The 14,253-nt window shown below is 70.4% G+C and carries 12 protein-coding genes and 1 pseudogene; 3 read left to right on the forward strand and 10 right to left on the reverse strand.

Features of this window, described 5'->3' with window-relative positions; genetic code table 11:
- Positions 1 to 16 precede the first annotated feature (16 nt).
- A complete protein-coding gene (locus ACZ52J_RS38730; RefSeq protein ID WP_465625655.1) occupies positions 17 to 1,291 on the reverse strand; it encodes a beta-ketoacyl synthase N-terminal-like domain-containing protein in 1,275 nt (424 codons plus the stop codon).
- Between the two features lie 260 nt (positions 1,292 to 1,551).
- Positions 1,552 to 1,761 carry a DUF5988 family protein gene (locus ACZ52J_RS38735; protein WP_465625612.1) on the reverse strand — a complete coding sequence of 70 codons (210 nt, stop codon included), beginning with the start codon at positions 1,759 to 1,761 and terminating at the stop codon, positions 1,552 to 1,554.
- 632 nt (positions 1,762 to 2,393) lie between these two features.
- Here ACZ52J_RS38735 and ACZ52J_RS38740 point away from each other — a divergent pair.
- Positions 2,394 to 2,894, forward strand: coding sequence for an IPT/TIG domain-containing protein (locus ACZ52J_RS38740; protein WP_188302620.1), 501 nt, complete (start codon positions 2,394 to 2,396; stop codon positions 2,892 to 2,894).
- 156 nt (positions 2,895 to 3,050) lie between these two features.
- On the opposite strand, the gene ACZ52J_RS38745 is transcribed toward ACZ52J_RS38740, so the two are convergent.
- From ACZ52J_RS38745 to ACZ52J_RS38765, 5 genes and pseudogenes are all read right to left on the reverse strand, one after another.
- Positions 3,051 to 3,371, reverse strand: coding sequence for a transposase (locus ACZ52J_RS38745; protein ID WP_465625615.1), 321 nt, complete (start codon positions 3,369 to 3,371; stop codon positions 3,051 to 3,053).
- Position 3,372: 1 nt separating this feature from the next.
- Positions 3,373 to 4,419 (reverse strand): IPT/TIG domain-containing protein, encoded by a 1,047-nt coding sequence (locus tag ACZ52J_RS38750; RefSeq protein WP_465625657.1) that lies wholly within the window; start codon positions 4,417 to 4,419, stop codon positions 3,373 to 3,375.
- 15 nt (positions 4,420 to 4,434) lie between these two features.
- A pseudogene (locus ACZ52J_RS38755) lies at positions 4,435 to 5,115 on the reverse strand (IPT/TIG domain-containing protein); the annotation flags it as partial.
- 1,169 nt (positions 5,116 to 6,284) lie between these two features.
- Positions 6,285 to 6,707 carry a DnaB-like helicase C-terminal domain-containing protein gene (locus ACZ52J_RS38760; protein WP_465625659.1) on the reverse strand — a complete coding sequence of 141 codons (423 nt, stop codon included), beginning with the start codon at positions 6,705 to 6,707 and terminating at the stop codon, positions 6,285 to 6,287.
- Positions 6,708 to 7,538: 831 nt separating this feature from the next.
- Positions 7,539 to 8,282: an IPT/TIG domain-containing protein gene (locus ACZ52J_RS38765; RefSeq protein ID WP_465625617.1), complete on the reverse strand. Its 744-nt coding sequence runs from the start codon at positions 8,280 to 8,282 to the stop codon at positions 7,539 to 7,541.
- 1,133 nt (positions 8,283 to 9,415) lie between these two features.
- On the opposite strand from ACZ52J_RS38765, the gene ACZ52J_RS38770 reads away from it, so the two are divergent.
- Both ACZ52J_RS38770 and ACZ52J_RS38775 read left to right on the forward strand, forming a co-directional pair.
- A complete protein-coding gene (locus ACZ52J_RS38770; RefSeq protein WP_465625619.1) occupies positions 9,416 to 10,810 on the forward strand; it encodes a Mu transposase domain-containing protein in 1,395 nt (464 codons plus the stop codon).
- A gap of 415 nt (positions 10,811 to 11,225) precedes the next feature.
- Positions 11,226 to 11,648: a hypothetical protein gene (locus ACZ52J_RS38775; RefSeq protein ID WP_465625621.1), complete on the forward strand. Its 423-nt coding sequence runs from the start codon at positions 11,226 to 11,228 to the stop codon at positions 11,646 to 11,648.
- Positions 11,649 to 11,959: 311 nt separating this feature from the next.
- Here ACZ52J_RS38775 and ACZ52J_RS38780 read toward each other — a convergent pair whose 3' ends face one another.
- From ACZ52J_RS38780 to ACZ52J_RS38790, 3 genes are all read right to left on the reverse strand, one after another.
- Positions 11,960 to 12,547: a hypothetical protein gene (locus ACZ52J_RS38780; RefSeq protein WP_465625623.1), complete on the reverse strand. Its 588-nt coding sequence runs from the start codon at positions 12,545 to 12,547 to the stop codon at positions 11,960 to 11,962.
- 175 nt (positions 12,548 to 12,722) lie between these two features.
- Positions 12,723 to 13,034 (reverse strand): hypothetical protein, encoded by a 312-nt coding sequence (locus tag ACZ52J_RS38785; protein WP_360510158.1) that lies wholly within the window; start codon positions 13,032 to 13,034, stop codon positions 12,723 to 12,725.
- 90 nt (positions 13,035 to 13,124) lie between these two features.
- On the reverse strand, positions 13,125 to 13,544 hold the full coding sequence (locus ACZ52J_RS38790) for an ATP-binding protein (protein ID WP_465625625.1): 420 nt from the start codon (positions 13,542 to 13,544) through the stop codon (positions 13,125 to 13,127).
- Between the last annotated feature and the right edge of the window lie 709 nt (positions 13,545 to 14,253).

The following is a 14,253-nucleotide window of genomic DNA, read 5'->3' on the forward strand; positions in this document are numbered from 1 at the left end:
TCGGCGGATGCCGGGGTCAGTCGACGTCCGAGTTGCCCAGCAGGATCGCGCTCTTGACGCCACCGATCTGGTAGTTGCAGGTGAGCGCGTAGTCGAACTCCAGGTGCCGGGTGCGCAGCCCGGGGACGGGGTCGAAGCAGATGTTGTCGGCCGGCTCCTCGCAGTTCGCGGTGGGGCACACCTCCCCCCGCCCCAGCATCAGGAGGGTCAGGGCGACGCCCAGGGCTCCCGCCGGGGCGCCGTTGTGGCCGAAGCAGGCTTCCTGGGAGGTCATCAGGAGGTCTCCGACGGCGTCGCCGTAGAGCTGTCGGGCGGCGTTCGCCTCGAACGCGGTCACGACGACGTCGCCGTCGCTTCCGCCGTGGATGTAGGGGATCTGGCCGATGTCCCACCGGTCGCCGAGGCACTTGCGGATGGCGGCGACCAGCGAGGCGCCGTTCTCGTCGCTTGCGAGCGGGTTGGACAGGCCGTCGCGGGTCATGCCGTGCGACAGGACCTGGCCGTAGGTGAACGCCCCGCGCTGCTGGGCGTGGTCGCGGCTCTCCAGCACCAGGGTCACCGACCCCTCCCCGTGGTTCACGCAGTCGGCCCGCCGGTCGTAGGGCCTCATGACCCGGTCGAAGGCCGGGAGGAGATCGGGCATGCCGTCGACGCGGATCGTGTCGTAGGCGCGCTGGGCGCCGTGCAGCAGACGCTGGACGTTCTGGATCACGTCCACGCTGAACACGTCCACGCCGGTGACGACGACGAGGTCGGTCTCGCCGTCCGCGATCATGCGGCGGGCGTTGCCGATCTGGACGGCGGAGGACGCGCAACCGCACGACACGGTGAAGCAGGGGCCGCTCGTACGCATCAGCGCCCCTTGGACCAGCGCCACGTCGGAAGGGGTGAGTCCCTGCTGGGCCCTGACGAACAGCTCCATCGCCTGGTGCGGCGAGATGGCGCCCGCGTCGGCGTGCAGGACCTCGAGGTAGCTGGCGACGTTGGCGTCGATGCCCCCGCGCCCGACCAGGACGGCGGCGTCGGTGAGGTCGCCGTCCCCGATGCTCAGTCGGGCGTCCGAGCAGGCTTCCACGAGGGACACCAGCCCGTAACGGTGCGCGTTGGTGTAGTGCTGGGAGAAGATGCCCGGCAGTCCGGGCAGGCGCTCCGCGAACGCCGCGTCCGGCAGATCGACGGAGCCGTAGTAGACACCGTGGTGCTTGAGGCACGAGCGGCCGTTGGAGGCCACGTCCCAGACCTCGCCCGCGGTGAACAGCGGCTGCTCCTCGCCCGGCAGGCAGAACCCCATGCCGGTGACCACGGTGTCCCGCCCGCCGCTGCCGCCTCGCGGGCGCCGGCCGGAGGGCCCGCTCACGACGCGTCCCCACAGGTGCGGGGCTGACGCTCTGTCCGTACTCGTACGGGACGGTCGCTGGTCATTGCTCACCTCGGAGAGTGGGGTGGGGGGTGGGGTGGGGGGTGGGGTGGTGCGGAGCGGCGCCGCGTCGGTGTGCGGCTCCCGGGGCCCGGCGCCGGTGTCGGATGCCGGGCAGGCGGTGGCGGGCGCACCTACTCGGCGATGGCGGTCCGGTACGACCACTGGTAGACGGGCATCAGTACGCCGCCGACGTCCTTGAAGTCCTGCGTGATCTCGAAGTGCTCATAGCCGTTCCCGCGAGGGATCCTCAACCGGATCTCGACGCCCCCGGATTTCACTTCCCGAATCTCAGGAATGTCTCCAGGGCCGCCCTTGAGGAAGACGAGCAGACCGTTGGGCACGACACTCACCTTCCCATTCGGAAACGCAGAAGAATTCTTCGAGACGATCAGACGGCCGGTTGACGGCGTACATCCGGAATACCCCATGGAAAGCCGTTCAACCCAGGAACACCAACAGCGCATGAAGTGAGCCAGGGGCGCACTCGCACCGCAGCCACCGGATCAAGGGGACGCCCCGGAAGCCGTGATGCCGCCCGAACAAAGCCCCGATCCAGAATCACCGGCAAGAATAAGTATGAAAACTGCGCCACGCTCCCCGAGGCGCGCCGCGCCATGAGCATAGCAGCAGGTCAAAGGGCTGTACTCGCCGACTTTCGAATACGATCTCCCCAGTTCGCGGGCGCTCCCACCGTGATTCCCTCCAAAATTCTCGAGAACTCCTCGACGGGCGTCCAGGAAGACCCTTGCCAGCGCTCACATAAAATACCCAGTGGCAAGCCTCCGGTCGCTTCCGACTCCGCTCGGTGAGGCGTCGAAAAAGTTGTGCGCCCCCGATCCGGCCTCATGCTCCCGCCCTTATCGAATTCTCTATTGCCACCCGATGGAGCCCGAACCTACCGTGAGGAAAACGCCTCCCCGACTCGGCCGCAACGGCCTTGTCAGGCGTTCGGAAGACGGAAAAGAGGAATCCTATGTCCCCGATTCTCCTCGCACTCGTCCCCTCGCAGGGTCCGGCAACCGGGGGTAGCCCCGTGCTCCTCGTCGGCACCGGACTGACCGGGGCCACGGCGGTCCTGTTCGGCGCCACCCCCGCGCTCAGCTACACCGTCCAGTTCGACGGCGCCATCTCGGCCGTCGCCCCGCCCGGGACCGGGACCGTCCCGGTCACGGTGGTCACGCCCTCCGGCACCAGCAACAACCTCAGCTACACCTACCAGCCGCCGACCCCGCCGACCATCCTCGCGCTCGTGCCGCCCATCGGCCTGGCCACGGGCGGTCTGCCCGTCCTCATCGTGGGCCACGGCCTGTCCGGCGCGACGTCGGTCCTGTTCGGCGCCACCCCGGCCTCGAACTTCACCGCGCTGGGCGACGGAGCCATCCTGGCCGTCTCGCCGGCCGGAAGCGGAACCGTCCCCGTCACGGTGACCACGCCCGCCGGCACCAGCAACGGCGCCTCCTACACCTACCTGTAGGACGGCGGCCGAACCGCCGGTCCGCGCGCGACATGATCCGGCGGGATGAGAACAGTGAGCTCCGACAGCAGGCGCTGTCGGAGCTCACTGTTTGTCGGACGCTCGGCCATGGGCGGGGTTCCGATGCCCGCGCCGCTCCCGAGAGTGGCGGCGACCCTAGTGTGATGCGCCACAAATCGCGAGGGTAAGTTCTGCTCTGCCGGCGGATTGATCTTGGTGAGGCAGTCCGCGAGGGACGCGCTCGACCTGGTTGATCCAGGAGGAGCCGGTCGGCGTGAAGTGGACGTGGAAGCGCGGGTTCCTGGCCGGCCATGTCCTGATCTCGGCGGTGTTGTGGGTGGCGTAGTTGTCGCCCACCAGGTGCACGTCGAGTTCGCGGGGCACGGCCTTGTCTATCGTGGCCAGGAGCTTCTTGAACTCGATGGCCCGGTGGCGGCGGTGCAGTTCACCGAGGACGGTGCCATCGGCGATGTTCACACTAGATCGCCGGTGCGGCGGTGTAGGTGTAGGCGAGGCCGTTGCTGGTGCCGCCGGGGGTGGTCACGGTCACCTGCACCGTGCCCGAGCCCGCGGGCGCCGTGGCGACCAGGCTGCTGTCCGACACGGCGGTGAAGGCGGCCGGCGCGGACCCGAAGGCGACCGCGGTGGCAGCGCCCAGCCCGCTGCCCGTCAGCGTGACCGTGTTCCCGCCCGAGGTCGGCCCCGCCCCGGGAACCACGCTCACCAGCTGGGGAACGGGAAGGTAGGTGAACGCCACACCGTTGCTGGTGCCGCCGGGCGTCGTCACGGTCACCTGCACCGTGCCCGACCCCGCCGGAACCGTCGCGGTGATCTGCGTCGCCGACACCACCGTGAACGACGAGGCGTTGACGGCACCGAACCGCACCGCCGTCACCCCCAGCAGATTGCTTCCGGTGACGGTGACGGTGGTTCCGCCGCTGACGGGGCCTTCGCCGGGGACCACAGCGGTGAGCTGGGGGTTGCTCAGGTAGAAGTAGGGCACGGGGAGGCTGGTTCCGCCGGCCGTGGTGACGGTGACGCCGGACGGCCCCGGCCCCCCGGTCGGCACGGTCGCGGTGATCTGCGTCGCCGACACCACCGTGAACGACGAGGCGTTGACGGCACCGAACCGCACCGCCGTCGCCCCCGTGAACCCGCTCCCCGTCAGCGTGACCGTGTTCCCGCCCGAAGTCGGCCCCTGGGCCGGGACGATCGTGGCCACCACCGGTACGGCGGTGTAGGTGTAGGCGAGGCCGTTGCTGGTGCCGCCGGGGGTGGTCACGGTCACCTGCACCGTGCCCGAGCCCGCGGGCGCCGTGGCGACCAGGCTGCTGTCCGACACGGCGGTGAAGGCGGCCGGCGCGGACCCGAAGGCGACCGCGGTGGCAGCGCCCAGCCCGCTGCCCGTCAGCGTGACCGTGTTCCCGCCCGAGGTCGGCCCCGCCCCGGGAACCACGCTCACCAGCTGGGGAACGGGAAGGTAGGTGAACGCCACACCGTTGCTGGTGCCGCCGGGCGTCGTCACGGTCACCTGCACCGTGCCCGACCCCGCCGGCACGGTCGCGGTGATCTGCGTCGCCGACACCACCGTGAACGACGAGGCGTTGACGGCACCGAACCGCACCGCCGTCGCCCCCGTGAACCCGCTGCCCGTCAGCGTCACCACCGACCCCGCCGCCCCCGACGCCGGACTGACCGAACCGATCACCGGAGCAGCGACCGCGTACGTGAACGCCACACCGTTGCTGGTGCCGCCGGGGGCGGTCACCGTCACCTGCACCGTGCCCGACCCCGCCGGAACCGTCGCGGTGATCTGCGTCGCCGACACCACCGTGAACGACGAGGCGTTGACGGCACCGAACCGCACCGCCGTCGCCCCCGTGAACCCGCTGCCCGTCAGCGTCACCACCGACCCCGCCGCCCCCGACGCCGGACTGACCGAACCGATCACCGGAGCAGCGACCGCGTACGTGAACGCCACACCGTTGCTGGTCGCCCCCCACCACCACGCCACCACGGTCACCTGTACCGTGCCCGACCCCGCCGGAACCGTCGCGGTGATCTGGGTGTCCGACAGCACCGTGAACGACGAGGCGTTGACGGCACCGAACCGCACCGCCGTCACCCCCTCGAACCCGCTGCCCGTCAGCGTCACCACCGACCCCGCCGCCCCCGACGCCGGAGTGACCGAACCGATCACCGGTATGTTGTGATCAACCATGACATACCTCCATAGGGTTGTGCAGTCTCCGAGTTGACGGATGTCGTGCGTGCGCAAACGGCTTCAGAGAGTCGGTTGTTCGCCCGGGGATGCGCGACGACGGGCGCCGAGGCGGGGAGCCCCGGTCGACGGAGGGAACATCGACCGGGGCTCGTCAGGGGTGCGTCGCTGGGCGGGTCAGGCGGAACAGACCGGCTCGTCCCAGTGAAGGAGCTCGCCGCCATCCGCCCGGTCGCCGTTGCCGGAAGCCTCCCCGGGACGGCCAAGACGCCGTCCTCGGCCGATCCGCCCCCGGCGCCGCCGGTGCTTGCCGCGGACGGACTCGGCCGAGCGCATCACGGAGGAGTTCCGTTCGAAGGCGTGGCCGTCGTCGGCCGCGGTCGCGCGCTCCGTCCTCGACGGTCCACCCGCAGGTTGACGGCCCACCAGCACCGTCGGCACGTACCACCCCAGCAGATGACCCCAGCACCACAGCGCTGAAGTCGTCCGTCGGCGGTCCGGGGGAGGGGGGCCGGCAGACCACCTGTCCGCCGCACGGGCCAGCACGCCTCGGAGCCTTTGGATCGCTTGCATGACGCCTCCTGGCGTATGTAAGCCGCCGCATCCGCCGGCACCGCTGAGACGGTGCCGGCAGATGGATCCACGTCCTCCACGGGGGTGCCCATCGCGAGCCGTACGTCACCCCGCCGCCTGAAGCAACAGCGGGCGCCGACTGCGCGCTTCCCCCGGGAGGGATGGGCGGCCCGCCGGTTGGATACGGAAAAGTAACCCAGAGGCGTGAAATCGGTGACAAGTCTTCCGACCTTCTTTCACCCGCTTGGCGCAGCGCCCGGCCGTCTCCCGAAATCCGGGAAACGGCCGATTCCGTAGCGCGCGACCCGACGCCGATCAGCGAAAACGGACACCCTTCGGGGAATTTTCACGCTGATTCCCCACCCGGCGGGATCGCGACTTCCCGACCCGGGGTTGCGCCGCGGAATCGGTCCGGGCGGGACCTGCGCGAGGACGCTTGGAGGTTGTCGCAGCGGGCCGGGTCGACCGGCCTCACAGCCGTGTCATCCCCGGCACGCCCGGCACCGGCCAAGTCGCTGACCTGCGAAGTCCTGCCAGTGACCCCGGGTCGGCCGTCCGCCGTGGGATCCGGCCGCAAAAGCCGGGACCCGGGGACGTCATGTGACGTTGCGGGTGATGTCGACGAAACGCGAGTAGTGGCCCTGGAACGCGACCGTCGCCGTGAATGTGCCGCCCATGCGGTTCTTGGCCACGATCAGGTCCCCCTCGCCGGCGCGCGGAGAATCCTTCGCGTAGGCGTCCTCCCGGTGGAGCAGGATGATTGCGTTGGCATTGGCCTCGATGCCACCGGATTCCCGCAGGTCGGCCATGGCGGGTTTCTTGTCCGCGCGCTGCTCGACGCACCGGTTGAGTTGAGCGGCCACGACCACCGGAATATTGAAGGCCTTCGCGAGTATCTTGAGGCCGCGGGCGAGTTCGTCCACTTCGGTCGTGCGACTGGTGGCCCGGCCGGTCTCGGGGGTCGTCAACTGCAGGTAGTCGACCAGGAGGACGGCCGGGCGCCGTCCCTGGGACTGCACGCGGCGCAAGCAGGGAACGCAGCCGGGGGATGCTGACCTCCTCGCTCGTGTCGACGGTCAGCGGAGGGACGCCGGCCAGGGCGATGGCCCGCAGCCGCCGTGCCTCCTGCTCCTCGTCCAGCGTGCGGTCGCGGCTGCCGTGCAGGGGGACAGGGGCTTCGGCAGCGACCCATGCGCTGGATCACCTGCGTATGCGTCATCTCCAAGCTGTTCAGGTAGACCGGGATGGCATCCGGGCAGAGCAGCATGCTGCCCAGCACGGACTGCTCGGCCGACCGGCTGCGCTGCGGACGGACCAGAAGAGGAGTGGACCGAGTTAGAGGACAGGGTTGGGGTGCTTGAAGCACCTCCTGACAGCACTTCAAGCACCCCGGGTGCTCGAAGCACCCCCCGGGACGTCCGGTCCTGCGGACCGTTTCGTCCCCTTGTCGACCCGGGGCTTGCGCGGCGGTGCGGGAGCGAGCGGCGGCCGGTCCTCGGCCGTCAGCGGTCGTCACACGTCCAATGCGGAGCGTGGCGGGGTGTGCGGCGGCGCTCTTCACTCCACGGCTCTTCAGCGCGCCGGGTAAGGTCCCGCCGCGGCCTCGACGCGGGTGGCTCCGTCCTGCGCGGCGGCCGTGGACTCGGTACTCGGCCTCCGCCCGATCGCGGCGCCCACGGCCGCCGGCCCTTGCGCGATCGGGCGGCCGGCTCCGTTCCCCCGGGGCCGGCGGGGAACCGGGCGGCGGGTACGACGGGACGAGGCTGCCCGGGCGCGGCCGATGACGGTCCCGCCCGGGCAGACGGCCTCGTCGGCCGTGCGGTCCGGTGGCCAGTGGCCTGACTTCCGGATCAGATGCCCGGGCCGGCGACGTACGTGAACGCGCCCACGGCGGTCGCGCTGCCGCCCGCGCTGGTGACCGTGACGTCGACGGCCCCGGCGGTGCCGGGCGGCGTGACGGCGGTGACGACGGTGTCGCTGACGACGACGAACGGGGCCGGCGTGCCGCCGAAGGTGACCGACTGGGTGCTGCTCAGGGAGGTGCCGGTGATGGTCACCGGGGTGCCGCCGGAGGTCGGGCCCACGCCGGGAACGACAGTGGCCACGGTGGGCGCGTCCACGTAGGTGTAGGTGAAGCCGTTGTTGGTTCCGCCCGCAGTGGTCACGCTCACCCCGACCGATCCGGCGGCCGTGCCCGCGGGCACGGTGACGCTGATGAGGCCGTCGCTGACGACGGTCGGCGTCGCGGTGTTGGCCCCGAAGTTCACGGCGGTGGCGGTCGACAACCCCGTGCCGGTGATGGTGACGGTGTTGCCGCCGGCCAGCGGCCCGGAGGTGTCGCTGAGCGCGGCCTTGAACGGCGCGCCGACGTAGTAGAAGCTGAGCGGGTTGCTGGTGCCGCCCGGGGTGGTCACGGTCACCTGGGCCGTCCCGCTGCCCGACGGCGCGATGACGGTGACCGAGGTGGGGGTGTTGGCGGTGATGGTGGCCAGCTTGGAGCCGAAGTGCACGGCCGTGGCCCCGGCGAGGTTGACGCCGGTGATGGTGACGATGGTTCCGCCGCCGGTCGATCCCTGGTTGGGGGAGATGGGCACGACTGCCTCCTTGAACGAGGTGGGTGAAGGCCGCGACGGCGGGCCCAGGAGGATCGCAGGTTACGCACGGTGTGGGTCGGACCAGGCCCCGGCGGGGACGCAACGGACGGCCGAGGCGGTGAACCGGGCGCCGGTGGGCCGGTCCACGGGTGTGGCCGGGCCGCTTTCCGGGCGTGAGGACGAGACCGTCCTGGATGGATGTCGCCGGTCGCGGTGGCGGGCGGATCGTTCACGCCCCTGCCAGGGGAGCCCATGGCGCCACGGTAGTGACCGGCCGTACGGCAGCCGACGCCCCACTCCCCCGGAGAGGATGGGCGACCCACCGGATTGGAGCTTCCAGTAACCCATTGAGGTGACAAGCAGGCAAGGCACTTGACGTCACATCACCCGATTGGCGGCACGTTGCGGCTGGGAGCACGGCCCGCCCGGCGCGAACGCCCGGCCGCGTCGGACGCGCGGACCTTCCCGGCCGCACCGGCGGGGCCGTCCGTGGGTCGGTCCTCTGGCGGCCGCGTGCGCTTCCGGTGTGCGGCGCGCAGGCCCACGACGTGTCAACTGCCATTGACGCCCGGCCCGGCCGACGTCCGGGCACGGTAGCGGACGGGGGGCGCGCGGGTGCGCGCGCACATCCGCATATGCCACTGACCCTTTCTCCGAGCGGCGGTGCCGGCCGTGCGACCGTCCGGGATCGCTGCCGTGCGCGCCACCGCACGCCGGGCAGTGGCGCGACGGGCGGCCGGATGCGTGCGCGGCCCGGAATTCCGGGGAGGACCGCGAGCGCCGTCGCGCCCGCAGAGGTCTATTCCAGTCAACCATCCTCGCGTGCTTGCGAAAATTGTCAAGCATCCGACAGTCGAGATCCGGCCACTCTTTGGCTGACCTTCGCGTGCAGCTTGACACGACATGCGCGAGACCTTTGCCAATTGATTGCAGCGCGATTCGCTCACTCAAATTACACAGCAATCGGCGACGTCTTGAAAAATCCTTTCTGCTCCCACCTCGGGATTTCGTGTATATTTCCTGGCTTCCAATGGGTCCCACGAGGGAGCCGTAATCCGTATCGGATCCTTACAGGAGCAAAATTGCTGACCGGAGAGGAATACATCAACATCTGTGCCCTGCGATCCCGAGGATTGTCCATCGCCGCAATCGCCCGTCTCCTCGGCCGCGACCGCAAGACGGTGAGCTCCTATCTGAGCGGGAAGCGCACGGTCGGGGTCCGCAGCTCCGGCTGGGGCGAGTTCGAGCGGTTCATCCCCTACTGCCGCCAGCGGCTGCAGGACGATGCCCACTTCGAGGCGTCGGCGCTGTTCGCCGAACTCGTCGATCTCGGCTACAACGGCGGCTACTCGACCTTCACCCGCGCCCTGCGGACCCATCAGCTGCGTCCCAGGTGCCCGCTGTGCCAGCGTCCGCCCCGCACCCGCCCCGCTCGGCAGGACGACGCGGAGGAAGTGCACTTCCGCTGGTTCGTCTTCTGCGACCCCCCTGCGGACTGGGGCAGCACCCACGCCTGCGTCCTGGTGGGACGCCTGACCCGCTCCCAGCGCTGGAGCGCGGCGCTCGCGGAGCAGATCGATTTCGGCCACCTGGTCGGCTCCGTCGACCGGATCCTGCGCCAGTTCGGCGGGACCGGCTGGCGCTGGCGCTTCGACCGGGCGCAGCCGATCCACTGTCCGGGAGGCGGAAAGTTGACCACGGCGCTGGGCAGGGTCGCGAAGCACTACGGTGTCGTCTCGGATCTCGGTCCGGCGCGGCAGGACGCCGACGACGAGGCGATCGGGCAAGCGCTCGCCCTGTGGTGGCGGACCGGCGGTGCGGACACCGGCCCGCTGGAGGCGCAGGAGAGCCTCGACAAGCTGGCCAGGCTCATGCACACCCGCCAGGCCTTGGCACGGGGCGGCCACGACGGAAGCACCGTGCCGCCCACGCCGGTCCTGCTCGACCTCCCCCACGACCCGTACCCCGCCAGGATCAGCGTGACCCGCACGGTCTCGGCCAACAGCATGGTGTCGTACCGGGGCAATCTCTACGCGGTTCCGCGGCATCTGCACGGCCACACCGTGGAAGTGCGCCGAAGGCTCGGTGACCCCCTCCTGGCGATCGCGACCCCTCGTGGACGGGTGATCGCCCAGCATTCACTGGCGCCCGACGGTGCCAGCCTGTCGGTCATCGGCCACCGGCACGGGATCGGTCTCGAGCGCCCGCTCCCGGTGCCGAGGCCGGCCTGCACCAGCAGGATGTACAGTCCGCCGTCCGCCGAAGCGCTCGCGGCGGCCGACGCGCTCCGACAGGACACCCGCCAGGAGGACGGATTAGAGCCCGGTCGACAGGCCGGCGGTTCGTCGGCGCGCCGGTCCTGGCGGTGGACGGGCGTTCTCGACCGGATCCGGAAGGAGCCCACCGAGGAGGAGGAGCACGTCCGTTCCGAAGCCGTGATCCACCTCGCCGCGCATCGGCAGCACGACCCGACGCCGTACCGGCGAAGCCACACCGGCTCGGCGAGGCACCCGGACCGGACGAGATAGCGCGTACGACGGCCTTCGGCCTGCCGGACCCTGCACCGGACGTGATCACGTCCGGTGCAGGGTCCGGCAGGCCGCGCCCGAGGATGCGTGCGGTCGCGGCCCCCGTCCTGCGCGCGGCCGACCGGAGCCGGGTAATTTCACAGACCGGCGGCAGGTAAAACGTCGGGAATTGCTAACCGAATTCCCCATCCCGCCCTTCCGGGCCCCGGACGCCGACCTTCCCGATAGTAACCCGGATGGAGTAGCGCAACTTTTGTATGAAGACTACTGAATTCGCCTTGGATTGCCGGAACATCAATTCTTCGCACCACCCTGCCCGTCCACACGCCCTGCCATCCGCGCTCGGCGGTGCAATACGTTCCGTTCATGCCGGCGCCCCGCCGGCATGAAACGCTTATTTTCGGAGGGGATTCGGATGACCCGTTCTCGTCTCGCCGCCGGCGTCGTCGCCGTCGCCATCGCAACCGGCGCTGCCCTCGCCATCGCCCCCGCGGCCCAGGCCGCGGAAGCCCCCGTGCCCCAGGTGTCGGCGTGTGCCGCCGATCTCGCGGCCGCGCTCGACAGCAACGCGGCGGCCATCGACGCCGACATCGCCGGTGACACCGCCGGCGCCGGCGCCCACAACCTCCACACCCTCGTCATCCTGGCCGGAGCGCGGCACGACTGCTCCTGCCAGCACGCCCAAGTCCGCGCGGACATCATCGCTGCGGCGACCGACAGCGTCCGCGCGGCGGTGTCCAACTCGGTCGGCGACTCCGCTGCTGCACTGGACAGCGAGGACGCCGTGACGGCCGAGTTGACGGAGGCCCTGGAGATCGTCGAGTACTCCGAGGTGTGAGGTCTCGCGGCGTACGGGTACCCGTTGTCGACCTGCTCGGGTGCGGGGGCCCCGGCGGTCGGGCCGCGTCGTGGAGCCGTCCCCTTCACAGGCGCGGCACGACCGGCGCCGGCGCCGGTCGACAAGGCCTCGGCCTTCGAGGCGGCCGCCGAATTCGGCCCGCCCTTCGGAGACCGCCGTTGCCCGCATGGTCCGCGAAGGCCCGCCGGCGACCGGCGAGGTGGGCGCCGTCCCCACCTCGCCGCACGGCCTCACGGCACCGTGCGGGCGTGAGGAGTCCCCGGTGAAACCCGGACTTCGCAGGTGGGGTTTCAGGTCTCCAGCCGGCGTGGGCGGGTTTCGTCGATGCCGAGTAACGCGAGCAGCTCGGCCTGGATGCCGGCGGCGGTTGTCCTGCAGGAACCTGGGGGCCGCAGCGAGGGGGCCCTTGAAGTCGCCGTACCGGCGCTCGACGCGAACCGGACGCCGGCGGCCAGCAGGGCGGTCACGTTCGGGTAGGAGATCAGTTCGGAGTCGCCGACCATCAGCAGGTCGCGTTGCGCAGACAACTTCCGCAGAGCGGTCATCGCGCCGACCACCTGGGCGACCTCCGCCGTCCCGCCGCTGCAGGCGCGGTGGAACACCGGGATGCCACCGTCGCCGGTGACCGCCAGCCCGGCCTGGATCTGCTTGAGATCCGGGCGCCCGTGCCTGGCCTGCGGATACCCCTCCACCTGCGCCTCGTCATCCCCGTACAGGGAGACCGAGGTCATGTCCCAGTGCAACTGGGCGCAGTCGATGCCGAAGTCGGCGATCGCCTGAGCCCCGACCGTGCCGATGATCTGCTCGACGTGCGGCGCGATGGCGTCCAGCGCCCACTCCCTGGCCGGCCAGACGCGGTGCGCGGCCCGCCGAGGCATCGGCGTCCTGCTCGTCTCCCGGGGCTTCGCACCCTTGAACCGCGCTGCCGCCCGGGCCCCGGCGTTCCGAGCCCGGAAGCCCGCCCCCGCGCCCTTGCCCCGTGGCCGGTCGACCGGCCACGGACGCCGGCATCCTCCCGCCGACACCCCGGGCACCTGCCTCCGGAGGGGTCTGTCACTGCTGGGGCTGGCGGAACAGGTCCTGCTGCGTGACGCCGTCCGCGAACATGACGTTCTCACTCAAGCTCGCGAGCAGGTCGAGGACAGCGGCGAGCGGCTGGTATTCCGTGCGGATGGCCGGGCGCTCGCCGCACTCCTTCAAGTGCTCCCAGAGCGCGTGGAAGTAGTCCTCGAGCTCCAGACGCGCGTTGAACTGCGCGCTGAGCCCTTCGGAATCGAGGCGACGCAGGCCGTCGCGGTCGAGCCGGGCCACCGAGTTGATGACGCTGTTGACGATCTCACGGCTCTCGATGCCTGAGCTGGACATGGGTTCTCCTCACGATGTGCGCAGTGGAAGACCGGGGCTGACGCTCGATGCGCCGCCCGGCCCGGCTGGATCGCGACCGTCCCGCAACGGTCAGCACGCCGCGGCGCTCCGACCGGACAGCGGGACGGCGGCCCACACCGAGCAGCTGCCGTCCGTACTGAGCCGCACCCCCCAGTCCTGCGAGTAGTCCGCGACGAGCGCCAGACCCCTGCCGTGGTCCTCGTCCGGCGTGGCTCGGTGCAGCTGCGGCACCGCGGAGGTCTTTCCCTGGTCACGGACCTCCACCAGGAGCTGGTCCGCGGTCCGGCGCAACCAGGCGGTGATGTGCGCGCTGTTGGAGTGCTCGAGGGCATTGGTGACCAGTTCGGAGATCACCAGCAGGACGGCGTCCCGGGTATGGCCGGCCCGAACGCCCTCGACGTCCAGCCACAGCCCTGCCAGCCGCCGGGAGATCGGTACCGCGCGGACCAGGGACGGCAGCCTGAAGGACAGCGGACGGCCTCTGACCAAGTGTCGAAGGACATCTTCGGCGAGAGCTCCTGCCAGCCGTCCATCGATCTCTGCGGTGGTCAGTGGAATCTCCTCCTCGGTGAACGGCGGGACCGCTTCTCGGCTCACGGGCCGAATGCGGCTGCCGGTGCGACTGCTCGTGGCTTTCGCGTCCCGGTCCACGCTCGGCGCCCGGGGATCATTCCCTTCGGCGCGCAGCCGGCCGAGTGGAAGTAAATCAGGAATAGATTATTCGCGGGGAGCTATCCGTCGCAAGAAAAGGGGGCGCATTTATGCAATACAGCGCCTAGTGTGAAGGTAGGAATAGTTCACACCGTCGATGATCCGGCGGAATGAAACGGCTTGCTTCGTCCACTCGAGTCCGGATTTGACGGCGAATGGCGGCGGTCCATTGGTCCCGGCAATCAGTGGAGCCTTTTGGGACAAACTTCCCTCCGGGCGCACAAGGGCGGCCGGCGACTCGCTCACGGAATTCCGCACCGACCTGGCCGAAATCAGCCGTTCCGCCTGTGCGCGTCGCGGCCGGGGAAAACGTCCTGGTGGGGATGCGCTGCCGGACCGGCCAACCTCGGCCGGAGGACCGGCGCGCCGACGCACGGGCGACGTCACGAGGCGAAGCCCGCCCCGGCCGTGCGCCGGTCTGCCTCCGACGTCGCACCGACGTCGGAGGCACTGTCGACGAGGGGCGGCCTCCACCAGCACCGTCACC

Source organism: Kitasatospora sp. NPDC034035 (assembly GCF_055575755.1).

What these genes read in the sequence shown, in the direction of transcription:
- ACZ52J_RS38780 (WP_465625623.1), bottom strand. Translation starts at nt 12,547, where the DNA reads ATGCCTCGGCGGGCCGCGCACCGCGTCTGGCCGGCCAGGGAGTGGGCG.
- ACZ52J_RS38730 (WP_465625655.1), bottom strand. Translation starts at nt 1,291, where the DNA reads ATGGGGTTCTGCCTGCCGGGCGAGGAGCAGCCGCTGTTCACCGCGGGC.
- ACZ52J_RS38785 (WP_360510158.1), bottom strand. Translation starts at nt 13,034, where the DNA reads ATGTCCAGCTCAGGCATCGAGAGCCGTGAGATCGTCAACAGCGTCATC.
- ACZ52J_RS38775 (WP_465625621.1), top strand. Translation starts at nt 11,226, where the DNA reads ATGACCCGTTCTCGTCTCGCCGCCGGCGTCGTCGCCGTCGCCATCGCA.
- ACZ52J_RS38740 (WP_188302620.1), top strand. Translation starts at nt 2,394, where the DNA reads ATGTCCCCGATTCTCCTCGCACTCGTCCCCTCGCAGGGTCCGGCAACC.